The sequence below is a fragment of the Streptomyces sp. NPDC057486 genome, from assembly GCF_042802415.1.
Lineage (GTDB): Bacteria > Actinomycetota > Actinomycetes > Streptomycetales > Streptomycetaceae > Streptomyces > Streptomyces yanii.
This window is the reverse complement of sequence record NZ_JBHVEE010000078.1, coordinates 1-19,397: the sequence shown is the minus strand read 5'-3', so window position 1 is coordinate 19,397 and position 19,397 is coordinate 1. Positions and strand designations below refer to the sequence as shown.

At 70.1% G+C, this 19,397-nt stretch carries 12 protein-coding genes; 6 read left to right on the top strand and 6 right to left on the bottom strand.

The genetic code is table 11. The features are described 5' to 3' along the window. Positions 1-102 precede the first annotated feature (102 nt). The 3 genes from rhaS (at position 103) to ACFU6I_RS30145 (ending at position 2,721) form a co-directional block, all read left to right on the top strand. Positions 103-1,188, top strand: a complete 1,086-nt coding sequence (gene rhaS / locus ACFU6I_RS30155) for a rhamnose ABC transporter substrate-binding protein (protein WP_384372367.1) — start codon at positions 103-105, stop codon at positions 1,186-1,188. Between the two features lie 79 nt (positions 1,189-1,267). Further along, complete coding sequence (locus tag ACFU6I_RS30150; RefSeq protein ID WP_384372365.1) at positions 1,268-1,588, top strand: L-rhamnose mutarotase; 321 nt, start codon at positions 1,268-1,270, stop codon at positions 1,586-1,588. Further along, positions 1,585-2,721 (top strand): LacI family DNA-binding transcriptional regulator, encoded by a 1,137-nt coding sequence (locus ACFU6I_RS30145; RefSeq protein ID WP_384372363.1) that lies wholly within the window; start codon positions 1,585-1,587, stop codon positions 2,719-2,721. Before ACFU6I_RS30150 ends, ACFU6I_RS30145 begins: the two co-directional genes overlap by 4 nt. Positions 2,722-2,996: 275 nt before the next feature. Here the strand turns inward: ACFU6I_RS30145 and ACFU6I_RS30140 are convergent, their stop codons facing one another. Beyond that, positions 2,997-5,972, bottom strand: coding sequence for a glycosyl hydrolase (locus ACFU6I_RS30140; RefSeq protein ID WP_384372361.1), 2,976 nt, complete (start codon positions 5,970-5,972; stop codon positions 2,997-2,999). Positions 5,973-6,212: 240 nt separating this feature from the next. Here ACFU6I_RS30140 and ACFU6I_RS30135 point away from each other — a divergent pair, with 240 nt between their 5' ends. From ACFU6I_RS30135 to ACFU6I_RS30125, 3 genes are all read left to right on the top strand, one after another. Continuing rightward, positions 6,213-8,780 (top strand): beta-L-arabinofuranosidase domain-containing protein, encoded by a 2,568-nt coding sequence (locus ACFU6I_RS30135; protein ID WP_384372359.1) that lies wholly within the window; start codon positions 6,213-6,215, stop codon positions 8,778-8,780. A gap of 218 nt (positions 8,781-8,998) precedes the next feature. Continuing rightward, positions 8,999-12,406 (top strand): glycosylhydrolase-like jelly roll fold domain-containing protein, encoded by a 3,408-nt coding sequence (locus ACFU6I_RS30130; RefSeq protein WP_384372357.1) that lies wholly within the window; start codon positions 8,999-9,001, stop codon positions 12,404-12,406. 53 nt (positions 12,407-12,459) lie between these two features. Further along, complete coding sequence (locus ACFU6I_RS30125) at positions 12,460-15,720, top strand: family 78 glycoside hydrolase catalytic domain (protein WP_384372355.1); 3,261 nt, start codon at positions 12,460-12,462, stop codon at positions 15,718-15,720. Positions 15,721-15,815: 95 nt separating this feature from the next. Here the strand turns inward: ACFU6I_RS30125 and ACFU6I_RS30120 are convergent, their stop codons facing one another. From ACFU6I_RS30120 to ACFU6I_RS30100, 5 genes are all read right to left on the bottom strand, one after another. Continuing rightward, positions 15,816-16,310, bottom strand: a complete 495-nt coding sequence (locus ACFU6I_RS30120; protein ID WP_384372353.1) for a nucleoside deaminase — start codon at positions 16,308-16,310, stop codon at positions 15,816-15,818. 184 nt (positions 16,311-16,494) lie between these two features. After that, entirely contained in the window at positions 16,495-16,968 is a 474-nt protein-coding gene (locus ACFU6I_RS30115; protein WP_384372351.1) for a hypothetical protein, read from the bottom strand. A 330-nt stretch (positions 16,969-17,298) separates the two neighbouring features. Further along, complete coding sequence (locus tag ACFU6I_RS30110) at positions 17,299-18,453, bottom strand: aromatic acid exporter family protein (protein ID WP_384372349.1); 1,155 nt, start codon at positions 18,451-18,453, stop codon at positions 17,299-17,301. Between the two features lie 179 nt (positions 18,454-18,632). Beyond that, complete coding sequence (locus ACFU6I_RS30105) at positions 18,633-19,028, bottom strand: SsgA family sporulation/cell division regulator (RefSeq protein WP_384372347.1); 396 nt, start codon at positions 19,026-19,028, stop codon at positions 18,633-18,635. A 104-nt stretch (positions 19,029-19,132) separates the two neighbouring features. Continuing rightward, positions 19,133-19,397 (bottom strand): hypothetical protein (locus ACFU6I_RS30100; RefSeq protein ID WP_384372345.1); only part of this gene is annotated, 265 nt, incomplete at its 5' end.

Sequence of the window (19,397 nt, the reverse complement as noted above, 5' to 3'; positions counted from 1 at the left end):
CCGTCGGCAGCCCTTCCCGGGAGGAGGAGCGGCGCCGTCCGCCGTGCCCCGAACCACTCGACACCCCCGTACAAAGCCGTACTTCGCAACGATAGGACGCTCATGTCTCTCGCCACCGTCAGAACCCGTCGGCTCACCCTCGCCGTCGCCACCGTCACCGTTCTCGCCCTGGGCGCCACCGCCTGCGGCGGAACCACCAAGAACGACACGGACAAGAAGTCCGGTTCCGCTGTGACCGGGAAGGCCGACGCCAACGCGGAAACCAAGAAGGGTCTGAAGATCGCCTTCCTGCCCAAGCAGGTCAACAACCCGTACTTCACCATCGCCGACACGGCCGGCAAGAAGGCCGTCGAGGAGCTCGGTTCGACCTACCAGGAGGTCGGCACCAGCAGCGGCACCGACACCTCCGGCCAGGTCTCCTACGTCAACACCCTGACCCAGCAGCAGGTGAACGCCATCGCGGTGTCCGCCCAGGACCCCGGTGCCCTGTGCACCGCGCTGAAGCAGGCGATGAAGAACGGCGTCAGCGTCGTCACCTACGACTCCGACACCAAGACCGACTGCCGCCAGGTCTTCGTCTCCCAGGCCTCCGCGGAGGACCTCGGCCGTACCCAGGTCCAGGAGATGGCGAAGCAGATCGGCGGCAAGGGCGAGATCGCGATCCTGTCCGCCGCCCAGACCGCCACCAACCAGAACACCTGGATCGACTTCATGAAGGAGGAACTGAAGAAGCCCGAGTACAAGGACATCAAGCTGGTCAAGGTCGCCTACGGCGACGACGACGCCCAGAAGTCCTTCCAGCAGACCCAGGGCCTGCTCCAGGAGTACCCCGACCTGAAGGGGATCATCTCGCCGACCACCGTCGGCATCAAGGCCGCTGCCCAGTACCTGTCCGGCTCCAAGTACAAGGGCAAGGTCAAGCTGACAGGCCTGGGCACCCCCAACGACATGCGTGCCTACGTCAAGAACGGCACCGTCGACGCCTTCGAGCTGTGGGACCCGAACAAGCTCGGTGAGCTTGCTGCCCGCACCGCCGTCGCCCTGCAGTCGGGCCAGATCACCGGCGCCGAGGGGCAGACCTTCAAGGCCGGCGGCATGGGGACGTACACCATCGGCAAGGACGGCGTGGTCTCCCTCGGCAAGCCGACCGTCTTCGACGCGAAGAACATCGACCAGTACAAGTTCTGATCCCAGCACAGGTGGGGCCGCTCCGCCGCGACCGCGGGGAAGCGGTCCCACCCCCGTACGCACCCACCAAGGACATGACATGCAGCGTGTCTGCTTCCTGCTCAAGGTCAGGCCCGACCGGGCCGAGGAGTACCGCGAACGCCACCAGCACGTGTGGGCCGAGATGCGCGATGCGCTCTCCGCGACCGGCTGGCACAACTACTCGCTCTTCCTGCGCGAGGACGGTCTGCTGGTCGGCTATCTGGAGACCGAGGACTTCGACGCGGCCCGCGCCGCCATGGAGGCCACCGACGTGAACGCGCGGTGGCAGGCCGAGATGTCCGAGTTCTTCGAGGAGCTGGACGGCCGGGCACCCGACGCCGCCATGCTCCCCCTCACGGAGGTGTTCCACCTGCCATGAGAACCGGGCTGGGCTTCTCCGGGACGGACGGCTCCCTGCCGTTCCCGCCGACCGACGGCCCCGTCATTCGCGGAGCCGACCGAGAAGGCGCCTCGGCGAGGCGTACGACGGGCGACCGGTCCGCAGTCGGCATCAAGGACGTGGCACGGGAGGCGAAGGTCTCCGTCGGCACCGTCTCCAATGTGCTCAACCGCCCCGAACGGGTCTCCGACCGGACCCGCCGCCATGTCCAGCAGGTGATCGCCCGCCTCGGCTACGTCCGCAGCGAGTCCGCCCGCCAACTGCGGGCCGGCCGCAGCCGTATCGTCTCGCTGCTGGTCCTGGACATGGGCAACCCGTTCTTCGTCGACGTCGTGCGCGGCGCCGAACGCACCGCACGCGACGCGGGATTGGGCGTCATGGTCTGCAACAGTGGCCAGAGCGTCCAGGAGGAGGCGGACTACCTCGCGCTCTTCGCCGAGCAACGGGTGCGCGGGGCACTGGTCACCTCTGCCGACTCCAGCGGCCGTACACTGCGCGAGTTCCGCCGGTTCGGCATTCCCTTCGTGGTCGTGGACCGGGTGGACGGCAACGAGGAGGGCTGCTCGGTCGCCGTCGACAACGTGGCAGGCGGCGCCCTGGCCATCAGGCACCTGACGGCCGCAGGCCACCGCCGGATCGCCTTCGTCAGCGGGCCCGAGCATCTCAAACAGGTGCAGGACCGGCGGGCGGGCGCCCTGGCGGCCCTCCACGAGGCGGGGCTGCCCCACGAGGCACTGCACGAACTGCCCACCGACCGCCTCGACGTGGCCGCTGGCCGCGACGCCGGGGCCCGCCTGCTGGGACTGGCGCGGCGGCCCACCGCGGTGTTCTGCGCCAACGACCTGCTGGCCCTGGGAGTGCTCCAGACGCTGTACACCGCGGGGGTGAGAGTGCCCAACGACATCGCCATCGTCGGTTACGACGACATCGAGTTCGCGGCCGCGGCCACCGTGCCGCTCACCTCGGTGCGTCAGCCCGCCTACGCCATCGGCTCCATCGCCGCCGACCTGTTGCTGCAGGAGACGGGGGAGAAGGCCGGCGAGCACCGGCACGAACACGTGGTACTCCCGCCGGAGCTGGTGGTACGGCAGTCGAGCACGGCCGGCGGCTGAGGAACGCCGGGGCCACGGAGCACCAGGGTCCGGAGCGCCGGGGTCCGCAATGCCGGGCTCAGGAGCGTCGAGGTCCGCGATGCCGGGCCTGGAAACACCGGGGTCCGCTTCCCGAAGCCGGGGGAGCGGACCCCGGTGTTCTGCGTTCTGCCATGCCCACGCGGCCCGGCCGCCCCGGCCGCCTCCCGTTCCCGGTCCTCCCCGTACGACACGGCGGGCCGGGGCGGGGACACCTGGTCTCCGCCCCGGCCCGCGCGCTCACCGCGATGCCCTGCTCACGCGCGCACGGTCGCGGTCCCGTACGGCACCACCCGCACCGGGCCCAGCAGCCCGTACGCCTGACGTGTGGCGGCGCCGAACACCGGCGCATCGGCCACCCGCAGCCGGTTCAGCAGCGTCGTCGCCACCTCTACCTCGACGGTGTTGGATCCCCGCCGCAGCCGCGAGCCCAGGTCCACCACCCGCGTCACCTGGTCCGCCGGCGGAAGGTCCCGGCCGTTGACGCGGATGCGGAAGGTGTCGCAGACCTCGCCCAGCTCCAGCCGCGCCCCGGTCCCCTCGGTCCACTCCTCGCCCAGGGTGAACGCCGCGCGGTAGGTACCCACGCCCGACACGTCCTCCAGCCCGATGATCTGCGACCACGGCAGCAGTCCGTCCGGCAGCGACAGCTGGTGCCGCACCCGGACGGTCTCGGTGGCCTTCGAGCCCGGCTGCCAGTCCTCCACGTCCAGCTTCCACGACTTCAGGGCGAACGGCGCGGGCACCGCCCGGACGACGGCGTTCACCGAGCGCCCGTTGTCGAACGTGGTGCGGTAGGCGCCCGCGGCGGCGGCCCGCACCTCGAACGTCCGGCCGTCGGCGGTGACCACCTCGTCGGCGTGGGTGGCGGTGACGTGCCGAGCAAGGACGCCACCGGTGGGCCGGGACAGCCGCACGATGCTCACGGCACCGGGCGCCAGGTCCACGGTGAGACGGATCCGCCCGTCCTCGGTGCGGGTGTACGCGGCGAGCGGCGTGACCGAACCGGTCCACGGGTCGAGCAGGTGGGGGACTGCCCCGCGGACATGGCCGGTCAGGGTGACATCGTGGCGGATCCGGGAACCCGTCGACCCCTTCTTGCTGACCGCGTCGTTGGCGAAGAAGAAGTAGTCCGCGTCGTCGTCCCGGCGGTGTGCGTGCAGCAGCATCGATGACTCGGCGTACTCCACGTCGCGCCGCAGTCCCAGCGCCTCGATGGCCTCGGGCACGTTGGGACGGTCCGCGACGGTGTGCACGGTGGGCCGCTTCTGCAGCTCCACGAGCAGCTCGCGCAGCCGGGTGTTGTCGTCCGCGGCGGCGGGCATCCCGGGCACGTGCGCGTCCGACCAGTTGCCTATCAGGATGATCGCGAGACCCGCGTCCGCGTAGGTCACCAGTCTCCGGGCCACATCGAGCTGGAGCGTGTGTTCACGGCCGCTCATGACGTCGCCGTCGACGACCAGAGCCTTGCAGGAGGGGCCGTCGGGGGCGAACCGGCCGTTGCGTACCACGGCACTGGGCAGGTCGAGCAGACGCGGGCTGAGGAAGGTGTGCGTCCAGCCGACGGGCACGCCGTCACCGGTGAACCAGGGCGCCCCGAGCCCGGAGCCCGCGTAGCCCTTCTGCCGCAGCACCCCCACATCGACCCGGTTGACCCCGGTCTGCAGCACCTGCTGGATCCTGGCCAGGCAGTCGGCGACGATGTCGGCGTGCTGCCAGGTCGGCTGGCGCGGGCCCCAGGCCTCGCCGTACCCGGCACCGCCTCTGTACGGCGAGAAGGCGGCGAAGCCCGGCCAGGCGGCGCCGGGCGCGTCGGCGTAGGCGAAGCCGTGGAACACCGCCTGGTTGACGCCGGCCGCGTACTGGATGACCAGCTTCTTCAAGGTGGCGGACCAGGTGGTCGAGTAGGCGCCGTTGGCCACACCGCCGGCCTCGTTCGACAGGACGAGCCGGCCGCCCATGTCCCGGCCGCCCGCCAGGCACCGGAAGTCGTCCAGGTTCTTGAAGCCGAGGGACTCGCCTTCGGGGATGTCCAGGATCGCCGCTTTGTAGATCGCGTCGGTCTCGAGGCCGTACGGCTGGATGCGCAGCTTCAGGCCCAGAGTGTGTGCCCAGTTCTGCAGCGGACGCAGGTGGTGTTCGACGTACAGCTCGGTGATGACGTCCATGACGTCGCTGCGCACCGGCTTGTCGACGGCCGGGCCGAAGCTGAAGACGGGCTTCTCCTTCTTCTCGACCACGGTCGCCAGGTACGGCAGCAGCGAGTACCCCTTGCGGCGCTCGAACTCGGCGGGCAGCTTCGGGGTCCACAGGGTGGCGTCGGTCTCCAACTCGATGGAGTCCTCGAAGAGCGCGCCGCCCACGTCGCGCAACAGCGACCGGATCTCCGGGGTGAGGATGTGCTTCTCCCAGAAGCCGGTGACGGCGCCGGTGCCCGCGTCGCTGAAGTGGTCGACGACGTAGGAGAGCGGGGCGGTGTGTGCCGGGCCCTCCGGGCGTTGGCCGGAGCCGCGCTCCCAGTAGGCGATGACCAGCCAGCTGCCGTCGTCAGGCGCGGTCCAGGTCAGGGTGGAGCCGCGCACCGCCGAGGTGAGGTCGGTGACGCTGGACTGGTCCAGGACGACGGGGACGGCGCCGGCCGAGCTGCCCGTGGCGACCCGGACGGCCTGCACCAGCAGCGGACGCTGGACGGTGACATCCTCGGAGGCCTCGGACACGGCGGCCGGAAGCGGCCCCGAGTAGGTCTCGCCCGGCGCCACCACGGCCTGGCCGTGCGCGAGTTCCTTGGCCGCCGCGGTGCTGTCCGGGGTGATCGAGGGAACCGCGGCCGGCCAGGCCGGGCCGACCGTCAGGTCCACCACCACGTCGTGCCGCTTCGCTGCTCGCAGCGCGGCCTCGACGGCCGCCGTCCACGCCGGGGTGCCCCAGCCGTAGCGCTGGGCATCGATCTGCCGGCTGAGGCTGTGGGTGACGGCCGCGATTTCCACGCCGCCGAAACCGGCGGCGGCGATGCTCCCGATCTCGTCCGCGATCTCACGGGTGTTCACCAGCGCGTCGGGCCACCACCAGCGGAACTTGGGGCGCACACCGGACTCGGGGTCGCCGAAGCCGCGCGGAACGGTGCTGCCCTTGCCTTCCTCCGCCGCCGCGGGAACTGCCGTCAGGGGCAGGGAAGTCGCGGCCGCACCGGCCAGGGCCCCCATCGTCAGTACGGTTCGCCGTCGCAGGCTCATGTTGCTCCTTGTCGGGTCCACCGGGGCGCGAAGCACCGGGACCCGGAACGCAGGTTCACTTGAAACGTCGTTCAAACGATTCAATTAACGCGCCGGAAATCTACGTGCTCGGTGTACTCAAGGCAATAGGGGTGAAGGAAAGAGCTGTTGCGTACATCTTGACGCGCGGCGATCCCCGCCCCCAGAGTGGCCGTCGACCAAAAAAACGATTCAACTCTTGCTGTGCAGAGGAGTCGCCGCATGCCACGACAGAACCTGACGCGAAGACGCTTCGTGATCGGAACCGGGGTGGCGGTCGGGGCTTGGGCGGTCGCCGGGGCGCCGGCCGCGGCGACCGACGACCACGGGCCCCGGGCCGGGTCCACGCCCTCCAGCCCCGCGCTGGCCGAGTTCGCGCCGGGATCGGTACGGCTGCTGGCCAGCCCCTTCCGCGACAACATGCGGCGCACCTGCGCCTACCTCGAAGCCGTCGACATCGACCGTCTCCTGCACACCTTCCGCACCAACGTCGGCCTGCCGTCGAGCGCGCAGCCATGCGGCGGCTGGGAGGCCCCGGGCGTTCAACTGCGCGGCCACAGCACCGGCCACCTGCTGTCCGGCCTCGCGCTCGCGCACGCCGGCACCGGGGACGACCGGTACGCGGAAAAGGGCAGCCGCATCGTCGACGCCCTGGCGGAGTGTCAGGCGGCGTCCCCCGCCGCGGGATACGGCGAGGGCTACCTCTCGGCCTTCCCCGAGCAGGTCTTCGCCGACCTGGAGGCGGGCTCGAAGCCCTGGGCGCCGTACTACACCATCCACAAGATCATGGCCGGTCTCCTCGACCAGTACCAGCTGTGCGGGAACGAGCGGGCCCTGGGCCTCGTCGAAGCCATGGCAGCCTGGGCCGACCGCCGCACCGCCCCGCTCACCGCGGATCAGCTCGACCACGTGCGACGGGTGGAGTGGGGCGGCATGAACGACGTGCTCGCCGCCCTGCATCTGGCCACCGGCAGCCAGGCGGCCTTGCGTACGGCCCGCCGCTTCGACCAGGAGGATCTGTTCGGCCCGCTCGCCGAGGGGCGCGACGAGCTGAACGGCCGGCACGCCAACACCGAGATCGCCAAGATCGTGGGCGCGGCCCGGATGTACGAGGCGACCGGCGAGCAGCGCTACCGCGCCATCGCCTCGAACTTCTGGGACATCGTGGTCCACGACCACTCCTACGTCATCGGTGGCAACGCCAACCAGGAGTTCTTCGGCCCGCCCGGCGAGATCGTCAGCCGGCTGTCCGAGGAGACCTGCGAGAACTGCAACACGTACAACATGCTCAAGCTGGGGCGGCGGCTGTTCCTCCACGACCCCGCCCGGGTCGAGCGCATGGACCACTACGAATGGGCCCTGTACAACCAGATGCTCGGCGAGCAGGACCCCGACTCCGAACACGGCTTCGTCACCTACTACACCGGGCTGTGGGCGGGGTCGCAGCGTCAGCCCAAGGGCGGTCTGGGCGCCGCGCCCGGCAGTTACAGCGGGGACTACGACAACTTCTCCTGCGACCACGGCACCGGCCTGGAGACCCACACGAAGTTCGCGGACAGCATCTACTTCCACTCGGCCCGCGCCGGCCGCCCCGAGCTCTACGTCAACCTTTTCATCCCCTCCGAACTGCACTGGCAGGAAGAGAAGGTGACGATCCGCCAGGAAGGCGGTGGATATCCGGATTCCGGGCGGGTCAGGCTCACGGTCACCGGCTCGCCGTCCCGGTTCCGGCTGCGGATACGGATACCGGGATGGCTCGCCGACGGCACGCGCCGTCGGACCGCCCGCATCACCGTCAACGGCCGCACCGTCGACTGCGACGTCAGGCCGGGGACGTACGCGACACTCGACCGGCAGTGGCGGTCCGGTGACACCGTCGAGATGACCCTGCCCCGCGAGGTCGTGGAGCGCCCTGCCCCGGACAACCCGCACGTGGTGGGGTTGTCCTACGGGCCGCTGGTGCTGGCCGGTGAGTACGGAACGACCGGGTCCGTGACGATCCCCACTCTTGAGGGCGGCCCGGTACGGCCGACTGCGGACGGGGGGACCGCGTTCACAGCGCGCGCGGACGGGAGGCCGGTCACCCTGCGGCCCTTCCACCAGGTCCACCACCAGCACTACAACGTCTACTTCGCGCGCCCGCCCCACCAGGACGGACCCCGAGAAATCGCCCGCTACCTGCTCGACGAGGGTGCCGGTGCCGCCGTCGCCGACACCACCGGACACCACCCCGACGGCCGGCTCGCTGAGGGCGCGGCATGGACCGCAGGACGCGGAGCGGCCGGAGCGGTGGCCCTGGACGGTGCGGGCGGCCATGTCGTGCTGCCGCGCGGCCTGCTGACCGGCCTGACCGAGCTCACGGTGAGCGCCTGGACGCGCCTGGACTCGGTGGCCAACTCGGCACGGATCTTCGACCTCGGCTACCACAAGGCCACCTATCTCTTCCTCGCCGCCCGCACCGGAAAGGGCTTCCCGCGGGCCGCCCTCAAGATCGCCGGGATGGAGGGCGAGGACGTCGTGGACTCCGGCGTGTCGCTGCCGCAGGGCAGGTGGGTCCATGTGGCGCTCACCCTCGGCGGCGGCACCGGAGTGCTGTACATCGACGGGGCCGAGACCGGCCGCAACGAGGACATGGTCTGCTCACCCCTGCTGCTCGGCGAGACCAGCCGCAACTACCTGGGGCGTTCGCAGAACGCCACCCATCCCTACCTGCACGGTGCCGTGGCGGACTTCCGCATCCACAACCGGGTGCTGTCGCCGCAGGACATGGCGGCGCTGGCACGCAGATGAGGCCGTCCCCCGACGGCTGAGGACCGATCGGCCGGGGACCATGGGCCCTCGGCCGGCGGGGGCCCGGCGCGATCCGGGCCGCCCCCCCGTGCCGGCGGCCGGACGCCGTCGTCCCCGGACATGACAGATCGTCATTCTCCCGTGCCGTCACGCAAATCCGTGGCGCGCCGTCCCTTCGCAGACCAGCACAGAAAGCAGAGCGCACAGCCATGCCGCACATGTTCAGCTCTCCCGAAGGCGCCTCCCGCCTGACCAGGCGCCGCTTCGTGACCCTGGCCGCGCTCACCGCCGCCACCGTCACCGGCGGCGCTCTGAACGGCCTGCCCGCCTTCGCCTCCGGGCACTTCGGTCACTCCGACGTGACCTCCCTGCCCGCCTTCGGCGACGTCGACTTCACCGACCCCGGCCGCGACAGCCGGCCCGCCGTCTACTGGTACTGGAACGGCCCGGTCACCAACGAGCTCGTCGACACCCAGATGGCCGACCTCCGCTCCAAGGGCATGTACGAGGTCATCGTCTTCCCCTACGACAACGCCGAGATGCAGCCGGCCTTCTTCACCGAGGGCTGGTTCGACGTCATCGAGCACGTGCTGACCACCGCCGAGAAGACCGGCATGAAGGTGTGGCTGTTCAACGACAACCACTTCCCCAGCGGCCGGGCCGGCTACTTCATCACCCAGGGCGGCACCGTCGGTTCACGCACCTACCAGGCCCGCCCCGACCTGCGCCTGAAGGGCCTGTGGCGCTCCACGCACATCGTCCAGGGACCGACGAGCGCGCGTCCGACCCGGACCACCGGTGTCGGCGTCGACACCGGGAGCCTGGTGGCCGACGCGGCGGTCCTCGCAGGCCCCGCAGTGCTGAGCGACAGCGCCGGATGGGGTGACTGCACCGTCTCCGGCAGCGTCAAGCCCGACGTCACCGCGGCCGGAATGCTGGTGAAGGCCTCGGCGACGGGCGAGAACGCACTGCTGGTGGAGTTCGAGCAGACCGGTGTCGTCACCATCAGCCGGGTCGTCGGCACCATGGTCGCCCAGCTCGCCCGGTCCACCCGCACCGACGGCTTCAACAAGACCAAGTTCCACACCCTGGCCGTCAAGGTCACCGGCGCCACGGTCACCGTCACCCTCGACGGCAAGGACAAGGGCACCGTCACCGACGAGACCCTGGTCCAGGGCGGCGTCGGCGTGCACGCCCGGGACGGGCAGCGCTCCCTGTGGGACAACCTGACCGTCACTGCCGCCGACGGCACCGCCCTCTACCAGCAGACCTTCGACCAACCGTCCGCCGCTGGCGACTTCAACGTCCGGGACCTGCCCAAGGACGCCGCCCGTCCGGTCGCCGCCACCGCCCGCCCCGTGGGCTCCACCGACGCGGGCGACCTGGTCGAACTCACCGGACACCTCGACGGCACCTGGCAGGTGCCCGCGGGGCGCTGGCAGATCGACCTGTTCGGCGGGGCGACGCTCACCGACGACTCCAGGGGCTACACGCGCGGGTACGCCGACCTCCTCGACGACGAGCCCGTCGAACTCTTCCTCGACATCGTGCCCGGGGAGTACTACCGCCGCTTCCGCCGCTTCTTCGGATCCGTGATCAAGGGCTTCTGGGACGACGAGCCGTTCATCGCCTCCGCCGCCCCGCACCCCTTCAAGCGCCGGCCCTGGTCACCCACGCTCGCCGCGGAACTGAAGGCCGTCGGCGCCGAGCCCGGCGCCGCCTACGCCAGCGTCTTCGACGACCTCGGCGAACAGGGACGGATCCTGCACGGCCGCTACTGGGAGGCCGTCTCCAACCGGTTCGCCCAGTACTTCGCCAAGCAGGCCGCCTGGTACGGCGACCGCGGCGTCAGCCTCATCACCAACCCCCTCTACGACGAGACGGCCCCCTCCAAGCGCATGCAGTCCACCGGCGACCTGCACAAGGTCAACCAGTGGGCCCAGGTCCCGGGCGGCGACGTGATCACCGCCGAGTACGAACTCGACACGCCCACCATGGACCCGCGCAACCCCGCTTCCGTCGCCCATCAGATGGGGCGCCCGCGCGTGCTGATGGAGGCCTTCGGCAACATGGGCTGGCAGGTCGCCCCCGACTTCATGCGGGCCCTGCTCGGCGCGTACGCGACCCGCGGCATCAACTTCACAGCGCTGCACGCGTTGTGGACCGACGAGACCCATGTCTTCTTCGCGCCGCCGTTCGGCCCCCGCAACCCCTGGTGGTGGGCGATGCCTCCGATCACCGCCTGGATCGGGCGGGTCATGGAGCTGGCCCGCGGCACCTCAGGCGCCCGCACCGCGCTGCTGCAGCCGCAGCGTGCCGCCGAACAGTTCACCGCCACCGCCCGCCAGGGCGAGGTCGATGCCGCCTTCGGCGAGACCGCGTTCGCCCTGGAGCGCGCCCAGGTCGACTTCGATCTGGTCCACGAGGGCGCCCTGGCCGGTGACCCGGACCTGCTCGCGCACGCCGAGCCGCGCGACGGTGCGCTCCGGGTCGGCGAGGCCTCCTACGACCTGGTGGTGCTGCCGGTGACCCCGGTGCTGGAGACGGCCGCGGTGCACACCCTGGCCTCGTTCGTCCGGGGCGGCGGCACCCTCATCGCCGTGGGCGACCTGCCCGCCCTCGCCGCCGACGGGGACAACACCACGCTCAGGCGTTCCCTCGCGGAGCTCTTCCCGTCCGGCACCGGCAGCCGCACCGTCGGCCGGGGCAAGGCCGTGCGGGTCGCGGACGGCGCCGGGCTCGGCGTCGCCTGTCAGGCGGCCGGGGCCGCCGCGGCGGTCCTCGAACCGTCGGCCGAGGCCGTGCGGGTGCTGCGCACCCGGCGCGGCGAGGACGTCGCCTTCCTGTTCAACAACGAGAGCGGCACGGCCGTCACCACCCAGGCCCTACTGCCCGCCCAGGGCGTGCCCGAGGTGTGGGACCCGGCGACCGGCGCCACCGGCCCCGCCCTGGTGCGCGGCCTGCCCACCTCCAAGGGCGTGCGGGTGCGGCTCACCCTGTCCCCCTACGAGACCCTCGCGGTCGTGGTGCGCCGGAAGGCCGAGGACACCCCCTATCTCACCGAGACAGGCGGCCTGCCGGTCACCGGCATCACCCGGCACGGCAACAGGCTGCGGGTGACCGCCCTGGGCGAGGCCCCCGGTACGTACCGCCTCACCGCCCGCGACGGCAATCACATCCGCACCGGGACGGCCCGCGTCACCGAGCAGCTCACCCCCATCGCCCTCGACGGCGACTGGACGCTCACCCTTGCCCAGGAAGGCGCCGAACCCGTCACCCGCCCCCTGGCCGACTGGAGCGACATCGCCCGTTTGTACTCGGGCAGCGGCACCTACACCAAGGACGTCACCCTCGACGCCGGCGCCCTGGCCGGGCGGCACCACATCCTCGACCTCGGCACGGTCCGCGAGGTCGCCGAGGTCACCGTCAACGGGCACAAGCTCGCCCCGGCCCTGTGGTCCCCCTACCTCGTCGACGTCACCGAGGCCCTCAAGCCGGGCGTCAACCAGTTCTCGGTACGGGTGTCCAACACCCTCTCCAACGAGCGGAACAAGCCCCTGCCCTCCGGCCTGCTCGGCCCCGTGAAGCTGCTTCCGCGCCTGCCGCTCACGGTCGAACTGGACTGATGCCCGGACCGTACCGGTCGCCCCATCCTTCCGACGTACCCGTGGAGTTCCGCATGTCTCGCACATCCCGTACACCCCGCACGTCAAGACGATCCCTCGTGCTCGCCTCCGCGCTGACCGCCCTGGTCACCACTGCGCCCTTCGCCCCGCCCGCCGCGGCCTCCCCGCTGCAGGGCACGGTCACCGCCGAGCAGCTGCGCACCCAGCACCTCAACAACGCCCTCGGCATCGACGACACCACCCCCGACCTGAGCTGGCGGCTCATCTCCAGCGGCCGCGACACGGCCCAGACCGCCTACCGCATCCAGGCCGCCACCACCCGCGACCGGCTGATGTCGGCTCGGCCCGACCTGTGGGACTCCGGCAAGGTCGAGTCGTCCGTCCCGCAGACCACCTACGCCGGCCGCGCGCCCGGCTCCCGCACCCGCGTCTACTGGAGGGTCCAGCTCTGGTCCCGCGGCGGCTCACGCCCCGGCAACTGGAGCAGCCCCGTCGTCTTCGAGACCGGCCTGACCCGCGCCTCCGACTGGTCCGCGGACTGGATCACCCATGACGACTGGCAGCTGAGCAAGCACACCGTCGAACCGGTCACCGTCAAGGTGCCCCGGACCACCGCCCGGTACGTCCGTCTCGACGTCACCGAGCTGGGTCTGCCCCTCGCAGACGACTTCCCCGCCCTCGCCCACCGGCTCCAGCTCGCCGAGATCGAGGTGCGCGACAGCGACGACCCCGGCACCGACCTCGCCCAGGGCGCCACGGTCACCGCCTCCGAGTCGGACACCGAACGCAAGGTGTGGGAGCCGAAACTCGTCACCGACGCCGTCACCAACAGCGCCTGGAACCAGGCAGCCGGCTACTCCAGCCTGCCGCACACCGGCTCCGACGTCTCCGACGCACCCGTCACCGTCACCCTCGATCTGAAGGTGACCAAGACCTTCGACCAGGTCGTGCTGTACCCGAGGGCCGACGTCCTCACCGGCGACGGGCAGGTGCCCGGCTTCCCCGTCGACTACACGCTGTCAACCTCCGACGAGCCCGGCGGCTCGTACACCCGGGTGGCACAGGTCACCGGCCAGAAGCCGCCCAAGCCCTACCTGCCGTCCGCACTGCCGTTGTTCGCGAAGGACTTCACTCTCCCGAGGAACATCCGTTCGGCCCGCCTCTACATCGCCGGACTCGGCGTGTACGACGCCAGTGTCAACGGCGCACCGGTCGGCGACGCCGTCCTGGAACCCGCAAACACCGACTTCGCCGACCGAGTCCAGTACGCCACCTATGACGTGACGAACCGGCTGCGCGTCGGCGACAACACGCTGGCGGTCGAGCTGGGCAACGGCATCTCCAACCAGCTCAGCACCGCCGACCGGTACCGCAAGCTGTACGGCAACCGGAGCGACCCCAAGCTGATCGCCCAGCTGGAGGTGACCCTCGCCGACGGCACCGTGCGCCGCATCGCCACCGGCGACGACTGGCGCACCACCCTCGGCGCCACCACCTCCTCCAACTGGTACGGCGGCGAGGACTACGATGCCCGGCGCGAGATCCGTGACTGGGACGAGCCCCGGGGCGACCGTTCCCACTGGGACCGGGCCGTCACCCTCGGCGCCGACTCCGCCCCGGCCGCCCTGAGTGCCCGTGAGACGGAGCCCGTCCGGGTCGTCGAGACACTCAGCGGCAAGGAGGTCGACGGGGCCGCCGAAGGCAGCCGGATCTTCGACCTCGGCCGTAATATCGCCGGCTGGCCGGAGATCACCGTCTCCGCCCCCGAAGGCACCACCATCCGCGCCTACCCGGCCGAGAGCCTCAAGGGCGGGCACGCCTACCAGTCCATCAGCAACGTCGGCGGCCCGCTGTGGGACAGCTACACCACCGGCAACGACAAGCGGTCCGAGACCTGGCACCCCAAATTCAGCTACCACGGTTTCCGTTACATCGAGATCAAGGGCCTGCCCAAGGATGCCACCGTCTCGGTGAACGGCAAGGTGCTGCGGGCCGACAACGACTCCGCCGGCGCCTTCTCCAGCTCCGACGACCTGATCAACGGCATCCACTCGCTCATCCGGCGCTCCGTCGAGGGCAACATGATGAGCATCCTCACCGACTGCCCCAGCCGTGAGAAGCTCGGCTGGCTGGAGCAGGACCAGCTGGTCTTCCCCACCCTCGCCACCAACTACGACATGCGCGCCTACCTCCGCAAGATCGTGCGGGACATGTCCGACGCGCAGACCGGTGAGGGCCTGATCCCCTCCACCGTCCCCGACTACGTCACACTCGCGGGCACATACCGCAACGACGCCAACTGGGGCGGCGCGTTCGTTCTCGTGCCCTGGCAGCTGTACACCACCTACGGCGACCAGGAGACGATGCGCGCGTACTACCCCCAAATGAAGAAGTACGTGACGTTCCTGGAGCAGAAGGTCTCCGGCGGCATCCTCGACTACTCGCTCGGCGACTGGTTCACCCCGGACAAGACCTTCCCCAAGGCGGTGTCGGGAACGTACGGCTACTGGCACATCGTCGACACCCTGGCCGACATGGCGAAGGTGTTGGGAGACGACGAGGACGCGGCCGCCTACCGCGCCAAGGCCGACGCGAGCGCCAAGGCCCTGTCGGACAAGTACTACGACCAGCAGGGCGGCACCTTCGCCGGCGGCGGCCAGGGCGCGGAGGCCCTCGCCCTGGACATGGGTGCCTACCCGGAGGGCGAACGCGACCGTCTCCTGGACCACTTCACGGCGTCCGTCGAGGCAGCCGACTACCATCTGCTGCTCGGTGAGATATCCCTGCCGGCCGCGTTCCGTGTTCTGTCCGGTGCGGGCCGGGACGACATCGTCCACCGGATCGCCACGCAGACCACCAGCCCCAGCTACGGCTACCAGGTCCTGGCGGGCAACACCGCGCTCGGCGAGTCCTGGGACGGCGGCTCGGGCCAGTCGCAGAACCACTTCATGCTCGGCGCCATCGACTCCTGGTTCACCACCCGCCTGGCGGGCCTCGACCAGGCACCGGGATCGGTCGGTTACCGCGCGCTCCGGATCGCCCCGGCCGTCGTCGGTGACCTGACCTCGGCACGCGCCACCTACACCACGCCGTACGGCGAGGCTGCCAGCCAGTGGGAGCGCGACGAGGACAGACTCTCCCTCACCGCGCGCGTCCCGGCCGGCACCACGGCCACCGTCGAGGTTCCGTCCACCTCGGGCCAGGTCACCGCCCCCGACGGCGCCCGCCCGGCCGGCCACCGGGACGGAGTGCAGATCTACGAGGTGGGATCGGGCACCTGGACCTTCACGTCGAGCTTCACCCCTGCTACGTGACCGCAGCCCTCTTGCAGGGCCGCGCGAAAGTGACGGGGGATTGAGATCCTCCCCGGCCTGCAGTTGTCCGCCGGGGAGGATCTCAATGTTCGGCGTCAGGTCGGCAGGTGGAAGGTTCGGTGCATCTCCTGCAGACGGCCGGCCAGAGCCGGAACAGGGCCCTCGACCACGAGCCCGGGCACTACGTCCTGGACCGCCAGGGAACGCACCGGTGATGACGGTACGCCGAACTCGGTCAGCCACTGCGTCAACTGGGCCGCGGAGTGCGCATAGACGATGCGGCCGAGGCCGGCCCAGCCGTGTGCGGCCGAGCACATGGGGCAGTGCTCGCCGGAGGTGAAGACGGTGGCCGCGGCCCGCTGGCGCGCCGGGAGGTGCACGGCGGCCCAGCGGGCCAGTTCGAACTCCGGATGCCGGGTGCTGTCGCCGAGACTGTGCACACGGTTGCGGTCTTCGGCGAGAACCTGTCCATCGGCACTCACCAGGACGGAGCCGAACGGCTCGTCCCCGGCCTGCAGTGCCTCGGCCGCCAGCTGTACGGCCCGCTCCAGGTGCTGGTGTTCCACGTCGGTCAGTTCGGCAGATGACAAGACTCGCTCCTCACGTGTACAGGATCATCCTCGCCGTCGGGGACAGATCCCACAGAACCCACCGTGCCAGGCCGTGGCTTGCGGCGTCCAAGAGATGTCGGCCATCCCGGCCATCGGCGGCGTCTATTGCCACGTGTGATCGAAGTCTGCATCCGTGGTGTTCCACAGGAACCAACTGTGGCCGTCAGCGGTATGAACGCCCCTCGTGCTCCGAGACCCACTGGTGAGCTCCATGGTGGTCCCGGATCCATTCGATCTGGTCATTGACCCAGCGTTGACGGCCGGCGTCGTCGCTCAGCCGGTGACTGACTCGGTCGTGGCCCTGCATCCATTCGATCTGGTCATTGACCCAGCGTTGACGGCCGGCGTCGTCGCTCAGCCGGTGACTGACTCGGTCGTGGTCCCGCATCCATTCGATCTGGTCATTGACCCAGCGTCGACGGCCGGCGTCGTCGCTGTCCCGGCCCTCGTCCCAGCTGCCGAGCCGAACCTTGTCATGAGTGTCGAGGAGCCGCACGGGGTGGGATACGACGGCTGCCCGGCCATCGGTCGGGAGGGCCGCTGCCGAGGCGGGACCACCCGTCGCGAGGAGTCCGGCCGCTGCGACCGTCACAGAAGCGGCCGCGACAGCAGCGCGTCGCGCAATCCTGAAAGCCATGTTGTTTCCTCCTTGCTTACCCCGTGACCTGCACAACAGGCCGGGAGGGCTTGCCTTTGATCAGGCACTGACGACAGTACTCGTAAGTGGTTGAATGGTGAACTACCTGCGGAGTGAGGTACGCCATGCCCCGAAAAATCGTTGCCTCGGAATACTTTAGGTAGCCCCCATCAGCCGTCGGCCGCACCGGGGTTGGGGCAGCCGGCAGAGCAGCTTCTTCTTCGCGTCGATGCTGACGACCGACCCGCCGTCGCCTTGGTGCTGCTCGACCTGCCGACCTGAAGGATCGGACGAGGGCGAACGCCGTGTGGGTCGCGTGAAGGCGCTCGGTCAGTGAGTGTCCGCGCGGTCCAGGTCGGCGAGCAGCCTCTCCACGTCGGTCATGAGTGAGCCGTAGACGTGCCACGCACCCGGCTCGGTGAGGGTGCCCCGGCCGATCATGTCGGTCATGGTGTCGTGCCAGGCCAGCGCGCCGTCGATTGCTCCGCGCAGGCGTTCACGGGGAGATGTGTCCGGTGAGCCCTTCGCCGGGCCCGATTCGACGAATGCCTGGACGGCCGCTCCCGCCAGCTGGAGGGTTTCGGCGTACCGGTCGAGGAACTCATGCCCCAGGTGGTGATCGACGTGGTTGTCGTGTGCGTTGTCGGCCAGGGTCCGTGCGATTCCGCGTACCTGGATCGACACGCCGCGCAAGGCCATGAATGTGTCGTTGAAGGTCGTCTCCTTGCGTCGCGTGTGCGCGACGCAGCGCGTGTTCCACCGCAGGCTCTCGTCGGCCTGCCGCACCTGTTCCTCTGCGCGAGTGAGGCGTTTGTCCAGGTTGCGCGCCTGGTGCAGCCAGTTGTGGGCCTTCGAGGTGAGCTGCCGCCGGGAGAGGCCGTTCCCCATGTCGTGCAGCAGCGTTCCCATGGAACGGGCGAGGTCGCGTACGGCGGAATCGGACTCGTTCAGGTAGAGCGGAGGCAGGATGAGAGCGTTCACCGCGATGCCCACGGCCGCGCCGGTGAGCGTTTGGAGCGCGGGGGATACGAGACTGCCCATGGGATCGGTTGCCGTGGCGGCCAGCGCGATGACTGCGGTGGAGGCGATCTGGAGACGGTCGTCAGCAGTGCGGCGGGGGCCTGCCAGGACCGCGATGACCGCGATGACCGCTACGGCGCCCGCGGTCGGTCCCAGCAGCCGGGCCGTCGCGAGGGCGAGGATCAGCCCGACAACCCTCGCTACCACACTTTGTGTCGCCTTGGTCACGGACTGGTAGACCGTGGACGCGTTGACCATGAGCAGGGCTGTGGCGACCGCCATGTAGGGCCGGCCCTCGGGGGACCAAGGGGCCACGATGCCCCAGGTGAGTAGTGCTGCGATGAGGGTTTTGGCCCCGTGCACCACGTGGTCGGCCCGTTTGGTGCGGAGTCGGCCGGTGAGGCGACGTATCGACTCTGTCATCGCCACCGGAGTGCGCTCCAGCTGAATGGTTGAATCTTGCACGACATCGATGATGGCATCGTTTGTCCGTTTTGACCTCGTGACGTCGGCCACGGTCAGCCGTGGCGCCCCATGGCTGCGCCGTCTTCGCTGCCGTCGTGCCGGCCCGTCGCGGTCGGCGTCGGGCGGGCAGGGCGGTCAGGCGCGTGTCGAAACCGGGCCTCCAGGTATCCCGTGGCGGTTCAGGGCGCTCCGTCCAGGAATTGGGCGAGGTGGGATTCGAGGTCCAGTGCCTCGGCTTCCCGGCCGACGGGCACGAGCTGGTATGTGCGGCGCAGCCACCGCTCGACCGCAGCGAGTGGGGCTGTGAGGTGGGCGGACCCGTGGGGGGAGGACAGGAGGAGGTGCAGGAGAGCCTCGGGGCCGGTTTCTGTGGGCCAGACCCGCACGTCGCCCTCCCCGCTGAGGGCCTGAGTCCCTGCGGCGAGAAGGTCGCGTGCGAAGACCCACGGGATCGGGCCCTGGAGACTGTCCTGGAAGAGGAGCTGTACGGCGAGCGGGTCCTGCGAACTGTAGAGCAGGTGGGTCGGCACGAGGATCCGCTCACCCAGAGGGGACGCGAGCTCCATGTGGAGCATGTGTTCTACGCAACTGGTCATGGTTCGACGTGTTGGGGCCGGGGGCGCCGGGCACGGGAACATGGATCGGTGCCCGGGCCCGGCGCTTGCCGTGGTCCGTGGGGTCAGCGGAAGATGCTGTAGTCGAAGCCGTGCGCGTTACCGATCACGACGACCCATGTGCCGCGCTCCCACTGGTAGAAGCGGTGGTTGTCGAAGCGGTAGCGGTGGCCGTGGTCGTGGCTGTACCAGTACCGGCCTTCGCGCTCCCAGCGGCGGTGACCGTCCCAGCGCCAATCGCCGCGGTGGCCGTTTCGGTCGCTCCACCGGTGGTCGTTTCCGATTCGGCCGCTCCAGCCGTCGCGGTGGCCGTCCCGGTCTCCACGGTGG